The 26672-nt window shown below is 73.9% G+C and carries 22 protein-coding genes; 5 read left to right on the top strand and 17 right to left on the bottom strand.

Annotated elements, in window-relative coordinates; genetic code table 11:
* Positions 1-14: 14 nt before the first annotated feature.
* The 8 genes from K7472_RS23780 to hrcA all read right to left on the bottom strand — a co-directional run bounded on the left by K7472_RS23780 (position 15) and on the right by hrcA (position 10055).
* A complete protein-coding gene (locus K7472_RS23780) occupies positions 15-1010 on the bottom strand; it encodes an adenosine deaminase (protein ID WP_222980584.1) in 996 nt (331 codons plus the stop codon).
* Positions 1011-1106: 96 nt separating this feature from the next.
* The gene (locus tag K7472_RS23775) at positions 1107-2012 is read right to left on the bottom strand and encodes a ribonuclease Z (RefSeq protein ID WP_222980583.1); all 906 of its coding nucleotides are present in this window, start codon (positions 2010-2012) and stop codon (positions 1107-1109) included.
* Positions 2013-2030: 18 nt separating this feature from the next.
* A complete protein-coding gene (locus tag K7472_RS23770; protein WP_109450077.1) occupies positions 2031-2390 on the bottom strand; it encodes a histidine triad nucleotide-binding protein in 360 nt (119 codons plus the stop codon).
* Between the two features lie 206 nt (positions 2391-2596).
* Complete coding sequence (locus K7472_RS23765; protein ID WP_222980582.1) at positions 2597-5875, bottom strand: S41 family peptidase; 3279 nt, start codon at positions 5873-5875, stop codon at positions 2597-2599.
* Positions 5876-5998: 123 nt separating this feature from the next.
* Positions 5999-6745 carry a 16S rRNA (uracil(1498)-N(3))-methyltransferase gene (locus K7472_RS23760; protein ID WP_222980581.1) on the bottom strand — a complete coding sequence of 249 codons (747 nt, stop codon included), beginning with the start codon at positions 6743-6745 and terminating at the stop codon, positions 5999-6001.
* Complete coding sequence (locus K7472_RS23755; protein WP_222980580.1) at positions 6742-7824, bottom strand: nitronate monooxygenase; 1083 nt, start codon at positions 7822-7824, stop codon at positions 6742-6744. Before K7472_RS23755 ends, K7472_RS23760 begins: the two co-directional genes overlap by 4 nt.
* A 77-nt stretch (positions 7825-7901) precedes the next feature.
* Positions 7902-9038, bottom strand: coding sequence for a molecular chaperone DnaJ (gene dnaJ / locus K7472_RS23750; protein WP_222980579.1), 1137 nt, complete (start codon positions 9036-9038; stop codon positions 7902-7904).
* A complete protein-coding gene (gene hrcA / locus K7472_RS23745; protein WP_222980578.1) occupies positions 9039-10055 on the bottom strand; it encodes a heat-inducible transcriptional repressor HrcA in 1017 nt (338 codons plus the stop codon).
* A 195-nt stretch (positions 10056-10250) separates the two neighbouring features.
* Between hrcA and K7472_RS23740 the strand changes: the two genes are divergently transcribed.
* Positions 10251-11015, top strand: a complete 765-nt coding sequence (locus tag K7472_RS23740; RefSeq protein WP_222980577.1) for an MBL fold metallo-hydrolase — start codon at positions 10251-10253, stop codon at positions 11013-11015.
* A 14-nt stretch (positions 11016-11029) separates the two neighbouring features.
* A complete protein-coding gene (locus K7472_RS23735) occupies positions 11030-11839 on the top strand; it encodes a DUF3097 domain-containing protein (RefSeq protein WP_222980576.1) in 810 nt (269 codons plus the stop codon).
* A 5-nt stretch (positions 11840-11844) separates the two neighbouring features.
* Here K7472_RS23735 and hemW read toward each other — a convergent pair whose 3' ends face one another.
* From hemW to lepA, 4 genes are all read right to left on the bottom strand, one after another.
* Positions 11845-13077, bottom strand: coding sequence for a radical SAM family heme chaperone HemW (hemW, locus tag K7472_RS23730; RefSeq protein WP_222980575.1), 1233 nt, complete (start codon positions 13075-13077; stop codon positions 11845-11847).
* Between the two features lie 93 nt (positions 13078-13170).
* A complete protein-coding gene (locus K7472_RS23725; protein ID WP_252396137.1) occupies positions 13171-15036 on the bottom strand; it encodes an AMP-dependent synthetase/ligase in 1866 nt (621 codons plus the stop codon).
* A gap of 323 nt (positions 15037-15359) precedes the next feature.
* Positions 15360-15767 carry a hypothetical protein gene (locus K7472_RS23720; protein ID WP_222980573.1) on the bottom strand — a complete coding sequence of 136 codons (408 nt, stop codon included), beginning with the start codon at positions 15765-15767 and terminating at the stop codon, positions 15360-15362.
* Between the two features lie 326 nt (positions 15768-16093).
* Positions 16094-17965, bottom strand: a complete 1872-nt coding sequence (lepA, locus tag K7472_RS23715) for a translation elongation factor 4 (RefSeq protein ID WP_222980572.1) — start codon at positions 17963-17965, stop codon at positions 16094-16096.
* A 227-nt stretch (positions 17966-18192) separates the two neighbouring features.
* Between lepA and rpsT the strand changes: the two genes are divergently transcribed.
* The gene (gene rpsT / locus K7472_RS23710) at positions 18193-18459 is read left to right on the top strand and encodes a 30S ribosomal protein S20 (RefSeq protein ID WP_222980571.1); all 267 of its coding nucleotides are present in this window, start codon (positions 18193-18195) and stop codon (positions 18457-18459) included.
* A 611-nt stretch (positions 18460-19070) separates the two neighbouring features.
* On the opposite strand, the gene holA is transcribed toward rpsT, so the two are convergent.
* The gene (gene holA, locus K7472_RS23705) at positions 19071-20057 is read right to left on the bottom strand and encodes a DNA polymerase III subunit delta (protein ID WP_222980570.1); all 987 of its coding nucleotides are present in this window, start codon (positions 20055-20057) and stop codon (positions 19071-19073) included.
* Between the two features lie 84 nt (positions 20058-20141).
* On the opposite strand from holA, the gene K7472_RS23700 reads away from it, so the two are divergent.
* Together K7472_RS23700 and K7472_RS23695 are read left to right on the top strand one after the other, a co-directional pair.
* The gene (locus K7472_RS23700) at positions 20142-20387 is read left to right on the top strand and encodes a hypothetical protein (RefSeq protein WP_222980569.1); all 246 of its coding nucleotides are present in this window, start codon (positions 20142-20144) and stop codon (positions 20385-20387) included.
* Between the two features lie 106 nt (positions 20388-20493).
* On the top strand, positions 20494-21003 hold the full coding sequence (locus tag K7472_RS23695; RefSeq protein ID WP_222980568.1) for a pyridoxamine 5'-phosphate oxidase family protein: 510 nt from the start codon (positions 20494-20496) through the stop codon (positions 21001-21003).
* Positions 21004-21006: 3 nt separating this feature from the next.
* Here the strand turns inward: K7472_RS23695 and K7472_RS23690 are convergent, their stop codons facing one another.
* The 4 genes from K7472_RS23690 to K7472_RS23675 all read right to left on the bottom strand — a co-directional run bounded on the left by K7472_RS23690 (position 21007) and on the right by K7472_RS23675 (position 26523).
* A complete protein-coding gene (locus tag K7472_RS23690; RefSeq protein WP_222980567.1) occupies positions 21007-23658 on the bottom strand; it encodes a ComEC/Rec2 family competence protein in 2652 nt (883 codons plus the stop codon).
* Complete coding sequence (locus K7472_RS23685; RefSeq protein ID WP_308014053.1) at positions 23655-24359, bottom strand: ComEA family DNA-binding protein; 705 nt, start codon at positions 24357-24359, stop codon at positions 23655-23657. The genes K7472_RS23690 and K7472_RS23685 overlap by 4 nt, the downstream gene beginning before the upstream one ends.
* Before the next feature lie 507 nt (positions 24360-24866).
* Positions 24867-25730: a DegV family protein gene (locus K7472_RS23680; RefSeq protein ID WP_222980566.1), complete on the bottom strand. Its 864-nt coding sequence runs from the start codon at positions 25728-25730 to the stop codon at positions 24867-24869.
* A 142-nt stretch (positions 25731-25872) separates the two neighbouring features.
* Positions 25873-26523, bottom strand: a complete 651-nt coding sequence (locus tag K7472_RS23675) for a hypothetical protein (protein ID WP_252396127.1) — start codon at positions 26521-26523, stop codon at positions 25873-25875.
* Between the last annotated feature and the right edge of the window lie 149 nt (positions 26524-26672).

Raw genomic sequence — 26672 nt, 5'->3', positions numbered from 1 at the left:
CGGGGTCCGGCGGCTCAGCCGAACTCGTGGGCGGCCACCTGCTCCAGGTAGGACCGGCGCCGCGCGTCGTCCAGGAACGCGGCGCGGAAGGAGTTGGCGGCCAGGTCCCGCAGCGTCTCGTCGTCCAGCCCCAACGCGTCGCGCACGGCGGTGAAGTTGTCGTCCGCGTAGCCGCCGAAGTAGGCCGGGTCGTCGGAGTTGACGGTGACCAGCAGCCCGGCGGCGAGCATGCGCGGCAGCGGGTGGTCCTCCAGCCGGTCGACGGCGCGCAGCCGGACGTTGGACAGCGGGCACACGGTCAGCGGAATCCGGTCGCGCACCAGCCGCGCCACCAGCTCCGGGTCCTCCAGGGAGCGCAGGCCGTGGTCGACGCGCTCGACGCCGAGCAGGTCGAGCGCCTGCGTCACGTACTGCGGCGGGCCCTCCTCGCCCGCGTGCGCGACCCGGCGCAGGCCGAGGGCGGCGGCGCGGTCGTAGACCTCGCGGAACTTCTCCGGCGGGTTGCCGACCTCGGCGGAGTCCAGGCCGACACCGATGATGCGGTCGAGGTACGGGGTGGCGGCTTCGAGGGTCTCCAGGGCGGAGGCGGCGGACTCGTCGCGCAGGAAGCACATGATCAGGGCGGTGCTGACGCCGTACCGCTCCTCGCTGTCGTCCAGCGCCCGGGCCAGGCCGCCGATGACGGTGCCGATCGGCACGCCGCGCGAGGTGTGCGCCTGCGGGTCGAAGAAGATCTCGGCGTGCCGGACGCCCTGCGCGGCGGCGCGTTCCAGGTAGGCGCGGGCGAGGTCGGCGAAGTCGTCCTCCGTGCGCAGCACGGCCATCAGTTCGTAGTACAGGTCCAGGAAGGACTGGAGGTCGCAGAACGAGTAGGCGTCGCGCAGTTCCTCGGCCGAGGCGTACCGCAGCTCGACCCCGTTGCGTCCGGCGAGCCGGAAGGCGAGTTCGGGTTCGAGCGTCCCTTCGATGTGCAGGTGGAGCTCGGCCTTGGGGATCGGTGCACTAGCCATCTGATCATCGTACGCCCGGATTCGTCGGGTCACCGTCCGCCACGAACGCGGTCGCGGGGCTCGGCGGCGCTCGGCGGCACCCGGGAAGGACGACGCTCAGCGGCGCTTGGGGACCGGCACGCGGTCCAGGTCCCTGGCGATGGTCAGCCGTCCGGTGAAGCCCGCGTCCCTGGCCTCGCGCTCGAAGGCGGTCGCGTCGGGGTAGCGCTGCGAGAAGTGGGTGAGCACCAGGTGCCGCACGCCCGCCCCGGCCGCGACCTTCGCCGCCTGCTCGGCGGTGAGGTGGCCGTGCTCGCGGGCCAGTGCCGTGTCGGCGGCGAGGAAGGTGGACTCGACGACGAGCATGTCGCACCCGTCGGCCAGCGCGTGGACCCCGTCGCACAGCCGGGTGTCCATGACGAACGCGAAGCGCTGGCCGGGCCGGGGCGCGCTGACGTCGGCGAGGGTGACGCCGCCGACCACCCCGCCGCGCTGCAACTCCCCCACCGCCGGGCCCGAGATGCCGTGCTCGGCCAGCCGTTCCGGCAGCATCCGGCGGCCGTCCGGCTCGACGAGGCGGTAGCCGAAGGACTCCACCGGGTGCGACAGGCGGCGGGCTTCGAGGGTGAACGCCTCGGTGGTGGCGATGACGCCGTCCGCCGCGACCGGCGACCGGGTGAGCGCGACCGTCTCGCGGTAGGCGGTGGCGTACCGCAGCCGCTCGAAGAACCGCTCGCCGCTCGCCGGGTAGTGCGCGGTGATCTCGTGCGGCACCCGGTCGAGGTTGATGCGCTGGATCACCCCGGCCAGGCCCAGGCTGTGGTCGCCGTGGAAGTGGGTGACGCAGATCCGGGTCAGGTCGTGCGCGGCGACCCCGGCGTGCAGCATCTGACGCTGCGTGCCCTCGCCGGGGTCGAACATGATGCCCTCGCCGTCCCACCGCAGCACGTAGCCGTTGTGGTTGCGGTGCCGGGTGGGCACCTGACTGGCGGTGCCGAGCACCACGAGTTCGCGCACGGACATGACGACCTGTCAGTTTCCTTATCCGGGCGGCCAGTTGAGGCCGCGACCGCCCAGGACGTGGGCGTGCGCGTGGAAGACCGTCTGGCCGGCGCCGGAGCCGGTGTTGAACACCACGCGGTAGCCGGTGGCCTCCACCCCGTCGTGGACGGCGACCTCGCGCGCCTCGCGCAGCACGTCCGCGGCGGCCTGCGGGGCCTCGGCGGCCAGCGTGGCGGCGTCGCGGTGGTGCTCCTTGGGGATCACCAGCACATGGGTCGGCGCCTGGGGGTTGATGTCCCGGAAGGCGACCGTGGTCTCGGTCTCGCGGACGATGGTCGCCGGGACGTCCCCCGCGACGATCTTGCAGAACAAGCAGTCCGCCTGCGGCTCTCCCGCCACGGCAACGCCTCCCTTTCGAGGTCGCGGGCCCGGTGCGGGCCCGCGGTCGTGGTGTCCGGTCCGGGACGGGCCCCAAGCGTCCCGCCGCGGGGCCCGGCCGCCGTCCCGGCGCATGCTATCGCCATGATCGGACCGGGCCCGCACCGGCGCGGCACGGTGGGCCCGCCCCGGCGCTCCGCGGGCGGGCCCGGGCCCGGTCCTGGTGCCTACAGCTCGGGCAGCTCGGGCAGCTCGGGCGCCGACTTGGCCGGGGTGGCGGCCAGCGACTCCAGGGCGAGGCGGATCGCGGTGTCCAGCTGCGGATCGCGGCCGGCCGCCCAGTCCTGCGGGGTGTGCGGCACCTCGACGTCCGGGTCGACGCCGTGGTTCTCCACACCCCAGCCGTAACCCTCCATCCAGGTCGCGTACTTGGGCTGGGTGACGCCGGTGCCGTCGACCAGCCCGTAGCGCGAGTCGATGCCGATGACGCCGCCCCAGGTGCGGGTGCCGACGACCGGGCCGAGGCCGAGCGCCTTGATGGCCGCGTTGACGATGTCGCCGTCGGAACCGGCGAACTCGTTGGCGACCGCGACGATCGGGCCGCGCGGGGCGTCCGCCGGGTAGCTGGTCGGGCGCATGCCGCGCGGCACGTCCCAGCCGATGATCTTGCGGGCCAGCTTCTCCACCACGAGCTGCGAGGTGTGGCCGCCGCGGTTCTCCCGCAGGTCCACCACCAGGCCCTCACGGACGACCTCGACCCGCAGGTCGCGGTGGAGCTGGGCCCAGCCGGAGCCCACCATGTCGGGCACGTGCAGGTAGCCCAGGCGGCCGCCGGACTGGCGGTGCACGTGGGCGCGGCGGCCCGCGACCCAGTCGTGGTAGCGCAGCGCGTCCTCGTCGGCGAGCGGCACCACGACCACGGCCCGCGGCTCGCCGCCGGTCGCCGGGCGCACCGTCAGCTCCACCGGCTTGCCCGCGGTGCCGATCAGCAGCGGGCCGGGGCCGGTCAGCGGGTCGACCCGGCGGCCGTCGACCGCCACGACGGCGTCGCCCGCGCGCACCGCGACGCCCGGCGCGGCGAGCGGCGAGCGGGCCTGCGGGTCGGAGGTCTCGGACGGCAGCACGCGCTCCACCCGCCACACGCCGTCCGCGTCCCGGGCGATGTCGGCGCCCAGCAGACCCTGGCGGTGCAGCGCGTCGCCGTGTCCGCCGCGCGGCGAGACGTAGGCGTGCGAGGTGCCCAGTTCGCCCTGGAGCTCCCACAGCAGGTCGATCAGGTCGTCGTGGGTGGCCAGCCGGTCGACGACCGGGCGGTAGCGCTCCAGCACGCCGTCCCAGTCGACGCCGCCCATGTCGGCCCGCCAGAAGTTGTCCCGCATCAGGCGGCCGGTCTCGGCGAACATCTGGCGCCATTCGGCGGCCGGTTGGACGGTGACGCGCACCCGCGACAGGTCGACGGTGACGCTGTGGTCGTCGTCGTCATCGGACGTCTTGGAGTCGGCCGGGACCACTCGCAGTTTGCCGCCGGACGACAGCAGCAGCCGCTCGCCGTCGCCGGTGACCGCGAAGTCGTCGACGTCGTCGGCGATCTCGTCGGACCGCAGCCGGTCGAGGTCGTAGCGCTGGAGCGCGCTGACCGGCGGCTCGGCCTGCGGGGTGGCGAGCGCCGAGCCCAGCACACCGGCGAGCGGGTGCCGCAGCCACAGCACGCCGCCCTTGGCCACCTTCAGGTCGCTGTAGCGGGCCGCCTCGACCGGGAACGGCACGATGCGGTCGGCGAGTCCGTCGAGGTCGACCCGGGTGACCGGGGCGCGGCGCGGCTCGTCGCCGCCCGCCGACTGGCCCGAGGCGGTCTCGCCCTCGCCCGGCTTGTCGCCGCCGTCCGCCTTGTGGTCGTCGTCCCCGCCGCCGAACGCCCTGCCGTGCCGCTGCGGGCCGAACGGCGAGGGGGTGTCGGCGGCCAGCGTGATCAGGTGCGGGCGGCAGGCGTTGGGGAACGACAGGTCGAAGACGTGGGCGTCGTAGACCGGGTCGAAGGCCCGCTCGGACAGGAACGCCAGGTGCTTGCCGTCGGCGGTGAACGCGGGCGAGAAGTCGTTGAACCGCAGCGGTGTCGCGTCGGCGACGGCGAGCGTGGCGGTGCTGGCGACGCGCAGCTGCCGCAGCGGCTCGGGGCCGGGCTGCGACCAGGCCAGCCAGCCGGAGTCGGGCGAGAACGTCAGCCCGCTCGCGTCGCCGTCGTCGCAGGTGGAGACCGTGCGCACCTCACCGGTCTCCGGGGCGACCAGCAGCACGCGGCCGTCGTGCGAGGCGATCGCGATGTGCCGTCCGTCCGGGGAGACTTCGAGCTCCAGCACCCGGCCGAGCCGTCCGGCGGCCAGCCGCAGCGGCTCGGTGCCCTCGCGTACCCCGGTGGCGGGCGCGAACTCCAGCGCGTCCTCGCCCTCGGCGTCGGTGACCCACACGACCTGCGGTTCGCCGTCGCCGCCCTTGCGGTAGGCGCGCGGCAGCCTGGCGCGCACCCCGGGCTCGGCGGACAGCGCGCGGGCCGGGCCCTCGCGGTGGGTCAGCCAGTGGACGGTGCCGCGCACCTCGACGGCGCTGCCCCGGCCGCTGTGGTCGGGGCTGGCCTCGCCGAGGTGGTGGGCGGCGCGGACCGGGTAGGGCTGGACGTCGGTGCGCTGGCCGCCGAGCCGGATGTCCAGCGGGCGCGGCTCGGCGCCGTCGAGGTCGTCCAGCAGGTGCAGCACGCCCGCGGCGGTGTACGCGACGCGGGTGCCGTCGGTGGCCGCCTGGCGGGCGTAGAAGCCGCCGAGCGGGGAGTGCCGTCGCAGGTCGGAGCCGTCCGGCAGGCTGGAGTAGAGCGCGCCGGTGCCCTCGTGGTCGGAGAGGAAGGCGATGCGGTCGCCGACCCACATCGGGCACTCGATGTTGCCGTCGAGCCCGGCGTGCACCCGGTCGAACGTGCCGTCGCCGTCGCGGTCCAGCCACAGCTTGCCCGCGGTACCGCCCCGGTAGCGCTTCCAGTACGCGGCCTCCCGGCCCATCAGCGCGCCCACCAGCAGCACCGCGTCGCCCGGCCCGTACGCCAGGTCGCCGACGGGCCCGTAGGGCAGCAGCCGCGCCGGGCCGCCGTCCAGCGGCAGCGCGCGGGCCCAGGTGCGGCGCGGGGTGGCCTGCCCGGCCGGGCTGATCGCGACGACCTCGCCGTCCGCAGTCCAGCCGCTGACCTGCGTCTTGAGCGTCCCCCAGTACGTCAGGCGCCGCACCGGTCCGCCGTCGACCGGGGCGAGGTGGACCTCGGGGGCGCCGTCACGGGTCGAGGCGTAGGCGACGTGCGCGCCGTCCGGCGAGATGCGCGGGCGGGACACCGGCACGTTGTCCGCGCTGACTCGCCAGGCCCTGCCACCGCCGTCGATCGGCGCCAGCCAGACGTCGTCCTCTGCGGTGAAGGCGATCAGGTCGCCGTGCGGATGGGGATTGCGGAGGTAGGAAGGCTGCGTCACGCACGCAACCCTAGTGTCGTGCTTCCCCTCGCGACGACCCCTTTGCGGATCACGAACCCGCAAGTGTGCACGTGACGGGCCGGGTTCGGGCCCCGGTCGCGGTGCAGGTGGCCGGTGCGGGGTTCAGCTCCAGCGGCCGGTGCGGCCGAGCAGCAGGGCGGTCGCCGCGACGCCCGCGGTGGAGGTGCGCAGCACGGTCGGCCCCAGCCGGTACGCGCCCGCCCCGGCCGCCTCGAACGCCGCCAGCTCCTCGGGGGCCACGCCGCCCTCGGGGCCGACGACGAGCACGATCTCGCCGCGTTCCGGCAGCGGCGCGGAGGCCAGCGGCGCGCTGCCCTCCTCGTGCAGCACGCCGGCGAACGCCGCACCGGACAGGAGGTCCGCCACCTGACGGGTCGTCATGAGGTCGGCCACGTCGGGGAATCGCAGCCGTCTGGCCTGCTTGCCGGCCTCGCGGGCGGTGGCACGCCACTTGGCCAGCGCCTTGGCGCCGCGTTCCGCCTTCCACTGGGTCACGCAGCGCGAGGCGGCCCACGGCACGATCGCGTCCACGCCCGCCTCGGTCATCGTCTCCACCGCCAGTTCGCCGCGGTCGCCCTTGGGCAGCGCCTGGACGACGGTGATCCGGGGTGCGGGCGGCGGCTCCTCGACGCGGCGCGCCACGGTCACCTCCAGGCGGTCCTTGCCCTCGACCGCGGTGACCGTGCCGACGACGGCCGTCCCCTCGCCGTCCGTGAGGACGACCTCCTCACCCGCGTGCAGGCGGCGCACCGAGACGGCGTGGCGGCCCTCCGGTCCGGACAGGGTGACCCGCTCGCCGGGGGCGGCGGTCAGGTGTCCGGGGTCGGTGACGAAGACGGGGGCGGTCACGGGCGGGCCACCCCGGTGGGCGCGTGCGTCAACCCGGCGCGAACGGCGGCCAGTTCGGCGTCGAGTTCGGCGACGAGGCGGGCGGCGGGCAGGTCGCGGGCGAGCCGGTGGCCCTGGCCCGCCCACAGCGCCATCGCCTGCGGGTCGCCCGCGGCGGCGGCGGCCTTGCGCAGGCCCGCGGTCAGGTAGTGCACCCGCGGGTAGGCGGCGGGCGCGTACCGGCCGTGCTCGCGCATGAACCGGTTGACCAGGCCGCGCGCGGGGCGTCCGGAGAACGCCCGGGTCAGCTCGGTGCGGGTGAAGCGCGGGTCGGTCATCGCCCGCTTGTGCAGCGCGTTGGCTCCGGACTCGGGGCAGACCAGGAACGCGGTGCCCAACTGCGCGGCGCACGCGCCCGCCGCGAGCACCGCCGCGATCTGGGCGCCGCGCATGATCCCGCCGGCCGCGACGACCGGCAGGCCCGCCGCCTCGCGGACCTCGGTGACCAGCGCCAGCAGCCCGCTGCCCGCGCCGTCCAGCTCCGGGTCGTCGCGGTGGGTGCCCTGGTGGCCGCCCGCCTCCACGCCCTGCGCGCACACCGCGTCCGCCCCGGCGTCCCGCGCGGCCAGCGCCTCGGCGGGCGAGGTGACGGTGACCACGGTGTACGTGCCGACCCGGCGGAAGGCGTCGACCACCTCGCGGGTGGGACAGCCGAACGTGAAGCTGACGACCGGCACCGGTTCCGCGGTCAGCAGCGCGACCTTGGCGTCGAACGCGTCGTCGGTGCCGCCGTCGGTGGCGCCGAGCGCGGTCTCGTACCGGACGGCCTCACCGGCGAGCTGCCCGCGGTAGACCTCGACGGCGGCCGGGTCGGCGGTGTCGGGCTGCGGCATGAAGAGGTTGACGCCGAACGGGCGTGCGGTCAGCTCCCGCGTTCTGCGCGCCTCGTCCCGGACCGCCTCGGGCGTCTTGTAGCCGGCGGCCAGGAACCCCAGGCCTCCGGCCTCGCTCACCGCGGCGGCCAGCGCGGGGCAGGAGGCCCCGCCGGCCATGGGCGCCTGGATGACGGGCGTGCTCACAAGGTCGTTCAACGCGGCCATGGGGACATCGTGCCATGGCCGCACCCCGGTCCCGGGACGGGGGCGCACCTCCCGCCCCGGGACCGGACGCCGGGCGGCTACCGCCCGTTGAACGCGTCCTTCAGCCGCGAGAACAAGCCCTGCTGGCCCGGCTGGAAGTGGCCGGACGGCCGCTCCTCGCCGCGCAACACGGCCAGCCTGCGCAGCAGTTCCTCCTGCTCGGGGTCGAGCTTGGAGGGCGTCTGCACCTCGACGTGGACCACCAGGTCGCCGCGTCCGCCGCCGCGCAGGTGGGTGATGCCGCGCTGGTGCAGCGGGATCGACTGGCCGGACTGGGTGCCGGGGCGGATGTCCACCTCGTCGAGCCCGTCCAGCGTCTCCAGCGGCACCTTGGTGCCGAGCGCGGCGGCCGTCATCGGGATGGTCACCGTGCAGTGCAGGTCGTCGCCGCGACGCTGGAAGACCGTGTGCGGCAGCTCCCGGATCTCCACGTACAGGTCGCCCGCCGGGCCGCCGCCCGGGCCGACCTCGCCCTCGCCGGCGAGCTGGATGCGGGTGCCGTTGTCCACACCCGCCGGGATCTTGACGGTCAGCGTGCGGCGCGAGCGGACCCGGCCGTCACCGGCGCACTCCGGGCAGGGGGTGGGCACGACCGTGCCGAAGCCCTGGCACTGCGGGCAGGGGCGGGAGGTCATGACCTGGCCCAGGAAGGACCGGGTGACCTGGGAGACCTCGCCACGGCCGCGGCACATGTCGCAGGTCTGCGCCGAGGTGCCGGGGGCCGCGCCCTCGCCGTTGCAGGTGCCGCAGGTCACGGCGGTGTCGACCTGGATCTCCTTGGTCGTCCCGAAGGCCGCCTCGTCCAGTTCGATCTCCAGCCGGATCATCGCGTCCTGGCCGCGCCGGGTGCGCGACCGCGGTCCGCGCTGCGACGCCTGGCCGAAGAACGCGTCCATGATGTCGCTGAAGTTGCCGAACCCGGCGCCGAAGCCGCCCGCGCCCGCGCCGCCCCCGGCCGCCGACAGCGGGTCGCCGCCGAGGTCGTAGACCTGCTTCTTCTGCGGGTCGGAGAGGACCTCGTAGGCGGCGTTGATCTCCTTGAACCGCTCCTGGGTCTTCGGGTCGGGGTTGACGTCCGGGTGCAGCTCGCGTGCGAGACGGCGGAACGCCTTCTTGATCTCGTCCTGGCCCGCGTCGCGTCGTACGCCGAGGACCGCGTAATAGTCCGTCGCCACTTACGACTCCGCCAGGATCTGTCCGACGTACCTCGCCACTGCGCGTACCGCTCCCATCGTTCCGGGGTAGTCCATACGGGTCGGGCCGACCACGCCGAGCCTGGCGACCGCTTCGTCGCCCGAACCGTAGCCGACGGCGACGACCGACGTGGAGTTCAGTCCCTCGTGGGCGTTCTCGTGCCCGATGCGTACCGTCACACCCGCGTCCTTGACCTCGCCGAGGAGCTTGAGCAGCACGACCTGCTCCTCCAGCGCTTCCAGGACCGGGCGGATGGTGAGGGGGAAGTCGTGGTTGAACCGGGTCAGGTTGGCCGTGCCACCGAGCATGATGCGCTCCTCGGTCTCCTCGACCAGCGTCTCCAGCAGCGTGGCCAGGACGGTCGAGACCGAGGCTCGGTCGTCGGGCTCGAAGGAGTCCGGCAGGTCCTGCACCAGCGAGGGCACATCGGCGAACCGGCGTCCCACGACCCTGCTGTTGAGCCGCGCCCGCAGGTCCGCGAGCGACGTCTCGCCGAACGGCCCGGGGCAGTCCACGAGCCGCTGCTCCACCCGGCCGGTGTCGGTGATCAGCACCAGCATCACCCGTGCGGGGGCGAGCGAGAGCAGTTCGACGTGACGCACGGTCGAGCGGGTCAGCGACGGGTACTGCACGACCGCCACCTGGCGGGTGAGCTGCGCCAGCAGCCGCACGGTGCGCGCGACCACGTCGTCCAGGTCGACGGCGCCGTCCAGGAAGTTCTGGATCGCCCGGCGCTCGGCGGAGGTCAGCGGCTTGACGCCCGCGAGCCGGTCCACGAAGAGCCGGTAGCCCTTGTCGGTCGGGATGCGGCCCGCGCTGGTGTGCGGCTGGTGGATGAAGCCCTCCTCCTCCAGCACCGCCATGTCGTTGCGGACCGTCGCGGGGGAGACACCGAGCCGGTGCCGTTCGGTGAGCGCCTTGGAGCCGACCGGCTCCTCGGTGCCCACGTAGTCCTGGACGATGGCGCGCAGCACTTCGAGCCTGCGTTCGCTGAGCATTCGCGCGCACCTCCAAGCCGTAAGCGTCTGGCGAGCCGTGGGGCCCGGCTGCTGGCACTCATCGGTACCGAGTGCCAGATTCCCCTGAGCCAGTGTACGGCGCGGTGGCAAGACCCCGGCAAGGGCGGCCCTCCCCCGTCCGCGCAGCCACGGTACCGCGCGCGTGGCGGGGTGCCTGCGGATAGCGTCGTGCCTGTGGACAACAGTTGGGAAGACCAGGGAGGGTCCGGGGTCCCGGAGGGCCCGGGCGGCGGCCCCGACGGCTGGGAACGGCTGGCGCCGGGCGTCGCCCGGCGGCGGCTGCCGTTCCTCGACGTGACGATCGGGGTGGTGGTCGGCACGGACGGCGTGCTGGTGGTGGACACCGGCTCCACGGTGCGCGAGGGCGGGCTGCTGAGCCGCCAGGTGCGGGAGCTGACCGGCCGCGAGGTCACCGACGTCGTCCTCACCCACGCCCACTTCGACCACGTGCTGGGCACGGCGGGCTTCGGCCCTGGCGTACGGGTGCACGCCGCCCGGGGCCTCGTCGCGCTGCTGGAGCGGGAACGCGGCGCGCTGCGGGCGGACGCCGTGAAGTACGGGGTGGACCCCGACGAGGCGGCCGAGGCGGCGCAGGCCCTGCCCCTGCCCGGCGTACCGGTCGACACGGCCGCCGACCTCGACCTGGGCGGGCGCCGGGCGCGGCTGGTCGTGGCGGGCCCCGGCCACACCGGGCACGACCTGGCCGTGCTCGTCCCCGGCACCCCGGCGGTGGTCTTCTGCGGCGACCTGGTGGAGGAGTCCGGCGCCCCGCAGGCGGGTCCCGACGCCGTTCCGGGGGCCTGGCCCGCGGCGCTGGACCGGCTGCTGGAGCTGGGCGGCGAGACGGCGGTCTACGTGCCGGGGCACGGCGCCTGCGTGGACGCCCGGTTCGTCCGCGAGCAACGCGACGCGCTGGCCCGGCGGTTCGGCGTGGCGTAGGTAGCATCTGGCCCATGCGCAGCAGGAGTTACGGACCGGACCTGACCCCGCCGTGGAAGCGGACCGCGCCCGCACCCGAGGTGGCGGCCGAACGCGACCTGGTCGTGGAGGAGGTCACCACGGGCTTCTGCGGGGCGGTGACCGCGTGCGAGGCGGGCACCGTGACGCTGGAGGACCGCTTCGGCAAGCTGCGGGTCTTCCCGCTGGAGCCGCGCGGCTTCCTGCTGGACGGCAAGACCGTCACGCTGGTGCGCCCGGTGGCCGCGTCCGCGTCGCGCGGCCCGAGGCTGACCGCGTCCGGTTCGATCGCCGTCCAGGGCGCCAGGGCCCGGGTGGCCCGCGCCGGGCGCGTCTACGTCGAGGGGCGGCACGACGCCGAGCTGGTCGAACGCGTCTGGGGCGACGACCTGCGGATCGAGGGCGTGGTCGTGGAATACCTGGAGGGGGTGGACGACCTGCCCGCGATCGTCGCCGACTTCTCCCCCGCGCCGGACGCGCGCCTCGGCGTCCTGGTCGACCACTTGGTGCCCGGCAGCAAGGAGTCCCGTATCGCCGCCCAGGTGACCGGCGACGACGTGCTGGTCGTCGGCCACCCGTACATCGACATCTGGGAGGCGGTGAAGCCGTCCTCCGTCGGCATCCCCGCGTGGCCGAGGGTCCCGCGCGGCCAGGACTGGAAGACCGGCGTCTGCGCGGCTCTGGGCTGGCCCCAGGACACCCCCGCCGCCTGGCGCCGCATCCTGTCGAACGTCAACTCCTACAAGGACCTCCAGCCCGAACTCCTGGGGCGGGTGGAGGAGTTGATCGATTTCGTCACGGGATAGGCGGCTCAGTCCACCAGGTCCCTGACCACCGCGTCCGCGAGGAGGCGGCCCTTCAGGGTGAGGACGGCTCGGCCCTGGGCGTAGGGGGCCGGGGCCAGCAGGCCGTCGGTCAGCGCTCGGGCCGCGGCCCGGGCGCCGCGCTCGTGGAGGAGGGTGAGCGGGCAGCCGTCCGACAGGCGCAGCTCCAGCAGGATGCGCTCGACCCTGCGGTCCTCGTCCGACAGCAGTTCGCGGCCCGCCCCGGGGGTCCGGCCCTCCGCGAGCGCCGCCGCGTACGCGCCGGGGTGCTTCACGTTCCACCAGCGCACGCCGCCGACGTGGCTGTGCGCCCCCGGGCCCGCGCCCCACCAGTCCGCGCCGCGCCAGTACAGCTCGTTGTGGCGGCAGCGTCCGGCCTGAGTCGTCGCCCAGTTCGACACCTCGTACCAGCCGAAGCCCGCCCCCGACAGCGCCTCCTCCGCCATCAGGTAGCGGTCGGCGTGCACGTCGTCGTCGGTCGGCGGGATCTCGCCGCGGCGGATGCGGCGGGCCAGCTGGGTGCCCTCCTCGACGATCAGCGCGTACGCGGAGACGTGGTCGGGCCCGGCGGCGATCGCGGCCTCCAGCGACGCCCGCCAGTCGTCGTCGGACTCCCCGGGGGTGCCGTAGATCAGGTCCAGGTTGACGTGCGCGAACCCGGCGGCCCGCGCCTCGCCGACACAGGCCTCGGGACGGCCCGGGGTGTGGGTGCGGTCCAGCACCTTCAGCACGTGCTGCCGGGCGCTCTGCATGCCGAACGAGACCCGGTTGAAGCCGCCCTCCCGCAACCGCTCCAGGTAGCCGGGGTCGACGGACTCCGGGTTGGCCTCCGTGGTGACCTCGGCGCCCTCCGCGAGCCCGAACTCCTCCCGGATCGCGGCCAGCATCCGGCCGAGGTCCTGCGCGGGCAGCAGGGTGGGCGTGCCGCCGCCGACGAAGACCGTCTCGACCGCGCGCGGGTCGTCGCCGAGGACCTTGCGGGCGAGCCGGATCTCCTCGATCAGGGTGTCGGCGTAGTTCTCCCGCGAGGCCAGGACTCCTCCGGAGCCGCGCAGCTCGGTGGCGGTGTAGGTGTTGAAGTCGCAGTATCCGCAACGCGTTGCGCAGTACGGAACGTGCAGGTAGAAGCCGAGCGGGCGGGAGGCGGAACCGTCCAGCGCGGACGGCGGCAGCGAGCCGTCGGCGGGAACGGCTTCGCCGTCGGGGAGAGCGGAGGGCATGCGTCCATTGTCCGGCATCGGTGCGCCCCTCGGACCGGCCCGGGACCGGGACGGCGTACCCGGCCCCCGTCCCCGGCCCCGCGCGCCCCGGGACTACGCCTCCCGCGTGCCCTCGTACATCTCGTCGATCAGCGTCTGGAACTCCCGCTCCACCACCGGCCGCTTCAGCTTCAGGCTCGGCGTCAGCTCGCCGTGCTCGACGGTGAGGTCCCTCGGCAGCAGGCGGAACTTCTTGATCGTCTGCCAGCGCTGGAGGTCGGCGTTGATGCGGTCCACATAGCCCTGGATCAGCTCCCGCGCGCCCTCGCTCGCGACGACCTCCGCGTACGGCTTGCCCTCCTGGCCGTGCTCCTTGGCCCAGGTCTCGATCGTCGGCTCGTCGAGCGCGATCAGTGCCGTACAGAAGTTGCGGTTGGCACCGATGACCAGGACGTTGCTGACGAACGGGCAGACCGCCTTGAACTGGCCCTCGACCTCGGCGGGCGAGATGTACTTGCCGCCCGAGGTCTTGATCAGGTCCTTCTTGCGGTCGGTGATGCGCAGGAAGCCGTCCTCCGACAGCTCGCCGATGTCGCCGGTGTGGAACCAGCCGTCCGGCTCCAGCACCTCCTCGGTCTTCTCCGGCAGCCCGTGGTAGCCCTGCATGATGCCCGGGCCGCGCAGCAGGATCTCGCCGTCCTCCGCGATGCGCACCTCGGTGCCGGGCAGCGGCTTGCCCACCGTGCCGGTGCGGTACGCCTCGCCCGGGTTGACGAAGCTGGCGGCGGAGGACTCGGTCAGGCCGTAGCCCTCCAGGATGTGGATGCCGGCACCGGAGAAGAAGTAGCCGATCTCCGGCGCGAGCGCGGCCGAGCCGGAGACGCAGGCCCGCAGCCGTCCGCCGAACGCCTCGCGGATCTTGGCGTACACCAGCTTGTCGGCGACCGCGTGCTTGACGGACAGGCCGAACGGGACCGAGGGGTTGCCGCTCGCCCTGCGGTTCTCCTGGGAGACCTTGGCGTACTCCCGCGCGATCCCGGCGGCCCACTGGAAGATGCGGTACTTGGCCGCGCCGCCCTCGCGGGCCTTGGCGGCGACGCCGTTGTAGACCTTCTCGAAGATGCGGGGAACGGCGGCCATGTAGGTGGGCTGGACGACCGGCAGGTTCTCGATGATCTTGTCGACCCGGCCGTCGACCGCGGTGATGTGACCGATCTCGATCTGGCCGGCGGTGAGCACCTTGCCGAAGACGTGCGCGAGCGGCAGCCACAGGTACTGCACGTCCTCCGGGCCGAGCAGGCCGGTGGAGGCGATCGCCTTGGCCATGTACGACCAGCAGTCGTGCGGCAGCCGCACGCCCTTGGGGCGGCCGGTGGTGCCGGAGGTGTAGATGAGGGTGGCCAGCTGGTCGGCGGTGATGCCCGCCACCGTCTCCTTGATGGCCTGCGGGCGCGTCTCCAGATAGGTGGCGCCGCGCCGCTCCAGTTCCTCCAGCGACAGCACCCAGCCGTCGTCGGCCGTGCCGCCGGGCACCGCGGAGGCGTCGATCACCACGACGTGCGCCAGCTCGGGCAGCTCGGCACGGCGCTCGCGGGCCTTGGCCAGCTGCCCGGCGTCCTCCGCGAACAGCACCCGGCTGCCGGAGTCGGCGAGGATGAAGCTCGACTCGTCGGCGTTGGTGCTGGGGTAGATGGTGGTCGTGGCGGCGCCGGCGCACAGGATGCCGAGGTCGGTCAGGAGCCACTCCACACGGGTACCGGAAGCGATCGCGACGCGCTCCTCCGGCCGTACGCCCAGCTCCATCAGGCCTGCGGCGATCGCGTGGACGCGCTGCGCGGCCTGGCTCCAGTTCAGCGACCGCCACTGATCGGGACCGCCGCCCTGCGCGGGCACCGGGTACCGGTACGCCTCGTGATCGGGCGTCGCCTCGACCCGCTGGAGGAAGAGGTGGGCCACGGAGGGCGGCCGGTTCTCGATCATTGGCTGTGTCTGCGTCACGAAAACCTCCGGGGCCCGCTCATTGCTAGTGACTCGCCAGTAACCTTTAGGCAGCCATCAGGGTAGACGCCGATCTCGCGGCATGTAAGGCCTGAACGCCCGTTGGGCGGCGGTTGTTCAAACCGTGACGAGCGAGGTGCGTGCCGTATACATACTTCCTCCACATCCGCCGCCGGGCGTCCACGGAAGCGTTTCCGCGGGCCGCCGGGCGTCCACGGGGAGGCCCGGCGGCGCCCAGCGGCGCCCGGCGACGGTGACGGACGCGGGGCTCGACGGCGTCGGTGGCGTCCGTGGCGTCGGTGGCCTCAGTGGCGGCCGATCGGCAGACCGCCGAGGAGACCGGTGCCCTGGTGGGACTGGACCTGTCCGCCCCGCGGCACCGCGCCGTGGTGGGCGGCGGCGTGCGCGGGGGCGATGTGGGTGGGGCGCGGGGTCTGCTGGACCGCGTGGCACAGCTCCTTGACGCCGTCCACGCGCCCGGTGCCGTTGCCGACGTTGTTGAAGACCTTCGGCAGCGCCCCGGTGGCCACCACGTTGCGGCCCACGTCGCCGACGTCGCGCAGCGCGCACTCCGTACCCTGGTTGACGCTGAGGTGGCCGCCGTCGAAGTCGTCGGCGAGCGCCGGCGAGGCCGCCGACACCGCCGCGCCCAGCGCCAGCGCCGAGCCCGTCGCGACGAACAGCGCCCGCCTGGCGATCGAGGAGTCAGTCATACCGCGGATCCCTTCTGGCGCCGCGCCGGTCGCGCCGCTGCCACCGTGCGTAACGGTTCGGGCTCGCACCCGTTACGGCCGGAGGCGGTCCGACCCCAGTGATCACGCAAGGGCGCGGGGAACTGTCCGACCCCGGTGCCCACGCAGGGGCGCGGGGAACTGCGCGACCGGCCGACCACCGGCCTGCGGCCGACAGACGACGGGTGAATGCCGTTGCCCAACCGCCGGTCCGCTGTGGCTGATCGCGCAGTTCCCCGCGCCCCTAAATTTCCCCGCGCCCCTAAATGGTGACCGTCACGTGGTGACCGTCTTCACATGGTGACGGGCTACTTCTTGGCCTTGGCCGTGTCGCCGTCGTCCGTGGAGAGCGCGGCGATGAACGCCTCCTGCGGGACCTCGACGTTGCCGACCATCTTCATCCGCTTCTTGCCCTCCTTCTGCTTCTCCAGCAGCTTGCGCTTACGGGAGATGTCGCCGCCGTAGCACTTGGCCAGCACGTCCTTGCGGATCGCGCGGACCGTCTCACGGGCGATGACGCGGCTGCCGATGGCGGCCTGGATGGGCACCTCGAACTGCTGGCGCGGGATCAGTTCGCGCAGCTTCCCCGCCATGCGCACGCCGTACGCGTACGCCTTGTCCTTGTGCAGGATCGCGGAGAACGCGTCGACCTTGTCGCCGTGCAGCAGGATGTCGACCTTGACCAGCTCGGAGGTCTGCTCGCCGGTGGGCTCGTAGTCCAGCGAGGCGTAGCCGCGGGTCTTGGACTTCAGCTGGTCGAAGAAGTCGAAGACGATCTCGGCGAGCGGCAGCGTGTAGCGCAGCTCGACGCGGTCCTCGGACAGGTAGTCCATGCCCAGCAGCGCGCCGCGGCGGGTCTGGCACAGCTCCATGATCGCGCCGATGAACTCGCTGGGCGCCAGCACGGTGGCGCGCACCATGGGCTCGAAGACCTCGTTGATCTTGCCGACCGGGAACTCGCTCGGGTTGGTGACGGTGTGCTCGGAGCCGTCCTCCATGATCACGCGGTAGACCACGTTGGGCGCGGTCGCGATCAGGTCGAGGCCGAACTCGCGCTCCAGCCGCTCGCGGATCACGTCGAGGTGCAGCAGCCCGAGGAAGCCGACGCGGAAGCCGAAGCCGAGCGCGGCGGAGGTCTCCGGCTCGTAGACCAGGGCGGCGTCGTTGAGCTGGAGCTTGTCGAGCGCTTCGCGCAGCTCCGGATAGTCCGAGCCGTCCAGCGGGTACAGGCCGGAGAACACCATCGGCTTGGGGTCCTTGTAGCCGCCCAGCGGCACGGTGGCGCCCTTGTGCAGCTGCGTGACGGTGTCACCGACCTTCGACTGGCGCACGTCCTTGACGCCGGTGATCAGGTAGCCCACCTCGCCGACGCCGAGGCCGTCGGAGGCGGCCATCTCCGGCGCGGAGACGCCGATCTCCAGCAGCTCGTGGGCGGCGCCGGTGGACATCATCTGGATGCGCTCGCGCCGGGACAGCTTCCCGTCGACGACCTTCACGTAGGTGACGACACCGCGGTACGAGTCGTAGACCGAGTCGAAGATCATCGCGCGGGCGGGCGCGTTCGCGTCGCCGACCGGGGCCGGGACCTGCCGGACGACCTCGTCCAGCAGCTCGGCGACGCCGTCGCCGGTCTTGGCGCTCACCTTGAGCACGTCGGAGGTGTCGCAGCCGATGATGTGCGCCAGCTCGGCGGCGTACTTCTCGGGCTGGGCGGCCGGCAGGTCGATCTTGTTGAGCACCGGGATGATCGTCAGATCGTTCTCCAGCGCCAGGTACAGGTTGGCGAGGGTCTGCGCCTCAATGCCCTGGGCGGCGTCCACCAGCAGGATCGTGCCCTCGCAGGCGGCCAGCGAACGCGAGACCTCGTAGGTGAAGTCGACGTGGCCGGGGGTGTCGATCATGTTGAGGACGTGCGTGGTGGCCTGGCCGTCGCCGGTGGTCGGCGCCCACGGCAGCCGGACCGCCTGCGACTTGATCGTGATGCCGCGCTCACGCTCGATGTCCATGCGGTCCAGGTACTGAGCGCGCATCTGCCGCTGGTCGACCACACCGGTCAGCTGGAGCATCCGGTCGGCGAGCGTGGACTTGCCGTGGTCGATGTGCGCGATGATGCAGAAGTTGCGGATCAGCGCCGGGTCGGTACGGCTCGGCTCCGGCACGTGGGAAGGGGTCGCGGGCACGCAGGGTCCTGTTTCTCTAGGCACCTTGGTGGGGCGCCTGTCGCCTGTGGTCGGATCGATACGTAGCCTCCATAGTCCCATGACCACGGGGGCGCGCGGGGCGCCGGGCGGGCGGGAGACCGGTTTGGGCGTGCTGAGGGCCTGCTGGTAACCTGGGCCACTGTGCCTCGTGCCGTCTTCAGCGCGGGGCGCTCCTCACGAAACCATCGATCTACCAGAGGCTCTACGTGGCGAACATCAAGTCCCAGATCAAGCGGATCAAGACCAACGAGAAGGCCCGGCAGCGCAACAAGGCCGTCAAGTCCGAGCTGAAGACCGCCATCCGTCGCACCCGCGAGGCCGTCGAGTCCGGCGACGCCACCAAGGCCGCCGAGGCCGCGCGCACCGCTTCGCGCAAGCTGGACAAGGCTGTCAGCAAGGGCGTCATCCACAGCAACCAGGCCGCCAACAAGAAGTCGGCCCTGGCCAAGTCGGTCGCCTCCGTCCAGGCTTGATCCTTCCGCTTGACCCTGTTCGACCCAGGTACGGAACGGTCCCGCCGACCCACTGAGGACTCGCTCCGGCTCCTGAACTCCCGTCCCGCGACGGCTTCCTCCGCGAACTTCCGCGTGAAGCGACGCCCGGGACGATCCCGCCGGTACGGATTCAGCGGACCCTCTCAACCGCTCCGGCCCGGCACCACGTCGGGCGGCCCCGCCGCCCGGTCCCGCGCCGCACGCGGCCTGCGTTCGCCACGCGGGTGCGGCGCATTGGATGTACGACGAAGGCCCTTCTCCCGTCATTCCCCGACGGGAGGGGGCCTTCGGCGTTTTCCGGGGACGGGGTTTCTGGGGGGCGGGGCTTTTGGGGGACAGGGTTTCTGGGGGACGAGGTTTCTAGGGGACGGATGCTGGATGGCGGGTATCCGCTGGGGCAGCGGGCAGCGGGCAGCGGGCAGCGGGCAGCGGGCAGCGGGCAGCGGGCAGCGGGCAGCGGGCAGCGGGCAGCGGGCAGCGGGCAGCGGGGCGAACGGCGTCGGTGGTGGGTGGGCGACGGTGGATTTCGGCCAGCCTCGGCCCTCGCCAATCAACTGTTGATCAGCCATCAACCGTTGATCAATGGTTGATCAACCACGGGAGCGGGCCGCGCGGGCGATCGTGACGACCGCCTTTTCCAGCGCGTACGCGGGATCGGCGGCGGCGCCCTTGACCGCGGCGTCGGCCTCGGCGACCGCGCGCAACGCGGCGGCCACCCCGTCGCCCGACCACCCGCGCATCTGCTGCCGCACACGGTCGATCTTCCACGGCGGCATGCCCAGCTCCCGGGCCAGGTCGGCGGGACGGGCACCGCGCGGGGCGGTGGCGAGCTTGCCGATGGAACGGACCCCGGACGCCAGCGCGAACGTGATCCCCGGCAGCGGCTGGCCCACGGCGAGCGCCCAGCGCAACCGCTCCAGCGCCTCGACGGCCCGCCCGGTGACCGCGAGGTCGGCCACCTCGAAGCCGGTGGCCTCGGCGCGACCGGTGTAGTAGCGGGCGACCACCGCGTCGTCGATCGTGCCATCTACGTCGGCGGCGAGCTGGGAGCAGGCGGAGGCGAGTTCGCGCAGGTCGCTGCCGATCGCGTCGACCAGCGACTGGCACGCCTCCGGGGTCGCGGAGCGCCCCGCGGTACGGAACTCCTCCCGTACGAAGGCGAGTCGGTCCGCGGGCTTGGTCATCTTCGGGCAGGCCACCTCGCGCGCCCCGGCCTTGCGGGCCGCGTCCAGCAGGCCCTTGCCCTTGGCGCCGCCCGCGTGCAGCAGGACGAGGGTGATCTCCTCGGCGGGGGCGCCCAGGTACGCCTTGACGTCCTTGATGGTGTCCGCCGACAGATCCTGTGAGTTGCGCACGACGATGACCTTGCGCTCGGCGAAGAGCGAGGGGCTCACCAACTCGGCCAGCGTGCCGGGCTGGAGGGCCTCGGGCGCGAGGTCGCGCACGTCGGTGTCCGCGTCGGCCGCGCGTGCGGCGGCCACCACCTCGGCCACGGCGCGGTCGAGCAGCAGGTCTTCCTGGCCCACCGCCAGGGTGACGGGGGCCAGCAGGTCGTCGGTCGCAGTCTTCTTCGCCATCGCGCACCAGCATCCCACGGGGCACCGACAACCGGTGCCGGGACCGGCTGCCGGACGCTGAAGGGCATATCGCAGAATGTGCAGGTGAACGCTGTGAGACATCTGTTGGTACTGCCGGACCGGGACGCCGCGAGAGACGCGGCCGAGGCCGCCGCGGAACGGTTCGACCTGGAGGACGACCCGCAGGTCGTCCGTGAGGCCCTGGCGGGCGAGGACGACGCCGAGGACGCCCAGTGGCTGGTCGTCATCGAGGACCCGGGCGGCGCGCTGACCCGCACCGACCTGGACGCGCTGGCCTCCGAGTACGACGGCTGGCACGAGGAGGAATGACCGCCCCGCACCACCTGTCCGGCCCCTGTCCCAGCCGTCCTACGCCGCAGGCCCTGCGTCCGGCGCCCGAGGCGCGAGGCCGGTCACGTCGCTAACGTCGTGACGCATGACGCGAATCGAGAACGGGACTGGAGACGGCGGTGACGACAGGGCGCCGGACTCGGGTCGGGCGGGGTCGCGCCGCCCGGAGCAGCGCAAGCGGGAGGCGTTGGCGCGGCTTCGCCGGGACGTGGACACCTGGGTCGCCACGGCCGACCGCTCGGGAACGCCGTGCATGGTGCCGCTGTCGTACTGGTGGGACGGCGCCTCGGTGTGGCTGTGCACCCGCGAAACAAATCCGACCGGCCGCAACCTGATCGCCTCGGGCCGGGCGCGCCTCGCCTTCGGGCATCCCCGGGACGTCGTTCTCGTCGTGGGCGACGCGCGGGCGGTACACCGCGAGCGCCTTCCGCAGGCGGTCGGCGACGCCTTCGCGGCCCGGGTGGGCTGGGACCCCCGCGAGGACCACCCGTCGTACGTCTTCTTCCGAGTGACCCCGCGCGTCCTCCAGGCGTGGGGCACCGTCGCCGAACTCCCCACCCGCACCTTGATGCGCGACGGCGTCTGGCTGCTGTGAACGTCACGCGCCCCTCCCCTCCGTGACCACCCGCAGGTCCTCGGGGCGGTCGCCGGTTACTGCGATCGGGCCTTCGGTGTCGGTGCGCAGGACGACGGCGCCTTCGGAGCGCAGGGCGGTGACCGTGCGGGGAGCCGGGTGGCCGTAGGTATTGCCTGCGCCCACCGAGATCAGCGCCAGACGGGGGTGGAGCCTGCGCAGCAGACCGGGATCCTGGTACGCCGAGCCGTGATGGGCGACTTTCAGGACGTCCACCTGGGGCAGGTTAGGGTCGCGGGCCAGCAACTCCCGCTGGGCGTCCGGTTCCAGGTCGCCCAACAGCATGACGCTGAGCCCGCCGGTCCTGACCAGCATCGCGACGCTGGCGTCGTTGGGATCGTCCCCCGGCAGCTCGTCCACCGACGCCGGCGGCCACAGCACCTGCCACGACACATCACCGATCCGTCGCCGCTCTCCCGCGACCGCGCGCAGCAACGGCACGTGCGCGGCGCCCGCCAGTCGTCGTACGAACGCCGCCTCCGCGGCGGGACGTTCGAGGCCGGTCGTCTCGATCGCGCCGACCCGGCGGCCACTCAGCACGCCGGGCAGCCCGGCGACGTGGTCGGCGTGATAGTGCGTCAGCACGAGCAACGGGATCGTGCCGACGCCCAGGTCCCGCAGGCATCCGCCGACCGCCGCCGGGTCGGGGCCGCTGTCCACCACGACGGCGGAACCCGCGCCCGCGTTGAGCACCAGCGCGTCGCCCTGCCCGACGTCGCAGGCGGCGAGCCTCCAGTCCCGTGGCGGCCAGCCGGTGGTCAGCCGGGTGAGCGGCGCCGGACGCGCCACGGCGACCACCAGCAGTACCACGAGCGCCCCGCACGCCCACGGACGCCGCAGCGCCCGGCGGGCCAGTGGCAGCGCCGCGCAGGTGGCGGCCGCCAGCAGCAACCCGCCCGCCCAGCCGCCGGGCCAGTCCACACCGGCACCGGGCAGTTCGGCGCCCTGACGTGCCACCGCGGCCACCCACCCCGCGGGCCAGCCGGCCAGCCACGCCAGCGACCTGGCCGCCGCCATCGACAGCGGCGCGGCGGCCAGCGCCGCGAAACCCAGCACGGTGGCCGGTGCCACGGCCAGCTCCGCCAGCAGGTTGCACGGGATCGCGACCAGGCTGACGTGCGCGGCGATCACCACGACCAGCGGAGCGCAGCACACCTGCGCCGCCGCTGCCGCCGCCAGCGCCTCCGCCAGATGGTGCGGCACCCGGCGCCGGATCAGCGCCTCGCGCCATCCCGGTGCCACGACCAGCAGGGCGGCGGTGGCCAGCGCCGACAGCCCGAAACCGTAGGAGCGGGCCAGCCACGGGTCGTACAGGACGAGGCCGGTCACCGCCGCCGCCAGCGCGGGCAGCAGCGCCCTGCGGCGTCCCGTGCCGATCGCCAGCAGGGTGATCAGGCCGCAGGCGGCGGCCCTCAGCACACTCGGCTCGGGACGGCACAGCACCACGAACCCCACGGTCAGCAGGCCGCCCAGCACCGCCGTCGCCCGCAGCGGCAGCCCGAGCCTGGCCGCGACGCCCTTGCGCTCGGCCCGGGTGGCGAGTGCGGGCGGGCCGACCAGCAGGGCCAGCAGGATCGTCAGGTTCGATCCGCTCACCGCGAGGATGTGCGCCAGGTCGGTCGCCTCGAACGCCTCCTGGAGGTCGGGTGTCACGCGCGAGGTGTCGCCGACCACCAGGCCCGGCAGCAACCCCCTTGCGTCTTGCGGCAGTTGATCGGTGGCGGTCCGCAAGTCGGCGCGCAGCACCCCCGCGACGCGCTGGACGGCCGTCGGGGGCCGGGTCACCTTCGGCGGTCCGGTCGCGCGCAGGACGACAGCCAGGCGGTCACCCGGCTCGGTCACCGGGACGACGCGCACGGCCAGCGTGAGGCCGGTGGAGGGCAGCAGGCGCAGCCACCGGCCCGTGCTCGGACCGGAGTCCACCACGAGCAGGACCGGGGTGCGTACGGCGGTGGTCCGGCCCGCCTCGGTGACCCGGCCCGCCTCCGCCTCGATGACGACCGAGGGCGGCGCCTGGCTCGTGCCCAGCACCCGCGGGCGGCCCCGGCGCGGGTCACCGGTGAGCGTCAACTCCACGGTGGCATGGCCGTGTCGGGCGGCCAGCGCCGGTAGCGGACCGCGCCGCAACCCGGCCGCGTCCAGCCCGGCCACTCCCGCCGCCGCGCCCGCGCACAGCAACGTGGCCGCCACGACCCCGCACACTCCTCCGCGCGCCCCCGCCGCGAACCGGCCCGGAACCACGGCGGCCGAAGGGCCGGCACGCCCGCCGCGCACCCGCAGGAAGCACAGCACCAGACCCGCCGCGACGCAGCCCGCCGTCGCCAGTGCCACCGCACCGGCGGGGGCGGTCAGTGCCACGGCCGCCGCGAGCCAGGTGGCCAGCGCGGGCGCGACCAGGCGCAGGTCGGCCGGGGGCTCGGGAGGAGTGCCGTGCGGATCGGTCCTCGGGTGCGGCTCCTCACGTTCGTTCTTCGGGTCTGGGGGCCCGCTGCGGCGCGGTCCTTCCGGCGACCAGCGACCGCGCCGCGCACCTTCCGGCCACCGACGACCGCGCCGCGCACCTTCCCGCTGCCGGTGACCGGGCCGGGGCGGGCGGGGTCGCGTCGCGGCACTCATGGCCGTACCAATGGCTGGAGTTCCTGGAAGCGGCGTTCGCCGACCCCGGTCACCTGGCGCAACTGGTTGACGGAGGTGAATCCGCCGTGCTGGTTGCGGTAGTCGATGATGCGTTGCGCGAGCACCGGGCCGACGCCGGGCAACGCGTCCAACTGCGCCTCCGTCGCGCTGCCCAGGCTGACCGGGGCGCCGGGGGCGCCCGGCGCTCCCGCCGCTGCGGCACCGGCTGCCGTACCGGGCGGACCGCCTGCGGGCGCCGCCGCCTGCGGTGCGCCGACCACGATCTGCTCGCCGTCCACCAGCGGGCGGGCCAGGTTGACGGTGCCGGTGTCGACGCCGGGCAGGGCTCCGCCCGCCGCCGTGAGCGCGTCCAGCACCCGGGAGCCGGGCGGCAGTCGCAGGACGCCGGGCCTGCGGACCTTGCCGCTGACGTCCACGACCAGCACGGCAACGCTCGCCGAAGCGCTCGGCGTCGCGGCACGCGCGACGTCGGGCGGCGCACCGGACGGCCTGGACCTGGCGTCACCGGTGGACATGGCCGCCCGGGTGACGGGCGGGACCGCGATCGCCCGGGGGCGGCCGGTCCAGAAGTGGTGCACCGCGAGGGCGACCGCGATCACCAGCACCCCGGCCAGCGCGGCGACCGTGCACAGTTCCATGCCGCATCTCAACTGGAGCCACACCGGCAGCCGTTCGAACACGGCCTCCCGCCACCTCGCTCGCGCCCGCGCGTCCGCCGGCCCGCCCGAACCGCTGCCGCCACCGACGCCCACGCCGGAACCGATGCCCACGCCAACGGCACCACGGCCCGGTTCCGTCCACGCCACGCCCTCAGCCCGCTCCGGAGGCCGTTCCCGTACCCCTACCGGCGAACCGAACAACGCCTCCGCCCGCCGCGCGCCGCTCTCACCTCGCCCCGCGTGCTCGACCCGTCCCGCGTCCTCCCTTCGTCCCGTGCCGACGAAATGTCCCGTGTGATCCCCGGCCTGTCCCAGCCCCAGACCGGTAGCCCATTGCGTTCCCATGGCAACTGACCGTAGGCACGTTCGCGCCTTCCCAGGCCGGGCGGTGGATTTCCGTGGACGACGCGGGAGTTGTGGACAACTTCGTCACCCTTACGAGGGGGCAGCCGCCCTTCTACGGCGCCCCCGCCCCCCAAAGAAGCCCCGGCCCCCGCCCAAAAAAGAAAGCCGAGAGGCCGAGCCCCCTCACCGCCGCGAGACGACCGCCCCCAGCAACCCCGGCCCCGTGTGCGCGCCGATCACCGCGCCGACCTCGCTGACGTGCAGCTCCCCCAGCCCCTGGACGCGGTCGCGCAGCCGGTCCGCCAGGGTCCCGGCGCGTTCCGGTGCGGCGAGGTGGTGGACGGCGATGTCCACCTTGGCCGCGTCGCCCGGACCGCTCTCCCCCGCCCGTTCGGCGACGATCTCCTCCAGCCGCGCGACGGCCCGCGACGCGGTGCGCACCTTCTCCAGCAACTGGATCCGCCCGTCGGCGAGTTGGAGCAGCGGTTTGACCGCGAGCGCCGAACCCAGCAGCGCCTGCGCCGCCCCGATCCGGCCGCCGCGGCGCAGGTAGTCGAGGGTGTCGACGTAGAAGTAGGCGGAGGTGTCCGCCGCCCGCCGCTCGGCCGCGCCCACCACCTCGTCCACCGTCGCGCCCGCCTCCGCAGCCTCGGCCGCGGCCAGCACGGGGAAGCCCAGCGCCATCGCCACCATCCCGGTGTCCACCACACGGACCGGGACCTCGGCCCCGGCCGCCGCCGCGCACGCCGCGTCGTACGTGCCGGAGAACTCGGCGGACAGGTGCAGCGACACGATCGCCCCGGCGCCGGTCGCGGCGGCCGTGCGGTAGGCGGCGGCGAACTCCTCCGGGTTCGGGCGGGAGGTGCTGACCGGCTTCCTGCGCTGCAACGCGGTGGCGACCGAACGCGCCGAGACCTCGGTGCCCTCCTCCAGCGCCTCGTCGCCGATGATCACGGTGAGCGGGACGACCACGATGCGGTGGTGGGTCAGCGCCTCCTGCGGCAGATAGGCCGTGGAATCGGTCACGATCGCGACATGGGCGGACATGGGCGCGAGATTACCGGCCTACGGCCGGGGCCGACAGTAGTGCCCGCCCCCGAACGGACCGGTCCGCTCCGCCCGGACGGCTTCGGCGGTCACCCCGATCGCGGCGCGGGGCCGCGGCGCCGCCCACGAAAGCCCCCGCCCTTCACGCCCGCCCCCGCCGCTCCTTCGCGTCCGGCTTCCGCGCGTTCAGCCCTCCCGCGTTCAGCCCTCCCGCGTCCAGCCCCTCCCCGTCCAGCGCCCGCGTTCCCTCCGCCGGGACCCAGTGCCGCAGGGCACCCGCCTCCAGCTCGATCTGGCGGCCCAGCGCCGCGAGTTCGTCGTCCGCGAACTGCCGGGCGCGGTCCTGTGCCGCCCAGCGCAGCGAGTCCGCGGAGTGCGTGACGCGTTCGGTGCGCTCACGCAGCTCCGGCAGGCGGGCGGAGACCCGGGCGCGGTCCGGCTCACGTTCCAGCACCCGCAGCTCGTCGTCGAGCGCGTGGGCGTGCTCCCGCAGCCGCTCCAGCAGGCCCAGCGCCTCCTTCAGCGACGGGTCGCCCGCGACGGAGGCCTCCAGCGCCTCCCGGGTGCCGATGACCGACTGCCGCAGGCTCAGCCGCATCGAGGCCAGCTCGCCGAAGGCTCCCGGCTGGGCGCGCTTGGCCCGCAGGGTCGTCTCGGTGACCACGCGGCGGGCCTGGACACCGGTGCGTTCCACGCCGCGTCGCACCGCCCGCACGGTCTTGACCGTGGCGATCACCCCGAGCGTGAAGAGCGTCAGGAGGAACAGCACGATCACGGTGAGGACGGCTTCCATGGGCGCTCCCCTGGCGGCTGACGGCGTTCGGTCTGCGCGGCCCCGGAGGACCGCGTGCGGCGGCCACGGCGGTCTGACGGCCGGGACCCGTCCCTTCACCGTAAACGCAAAGGGCCGGCCGCGGGTTCCGTACGGACCCGCAGCCGGCC

The organism is Streptantibioticus parmotrematis (assembly GCF_019890615.1).
GTDB lineage: Bacteria > Actinomycetota > Actinomycetes > Streptomycetales > Streptomycetaceae > Streptantibioticus_D > Streptantibioticus_D parmotrematis.
The sequence above is the reverse complement of the archived record's forward strand: the minus strand, read 5'-3'. Positions and strand labels throughout refer to the sequence as shown.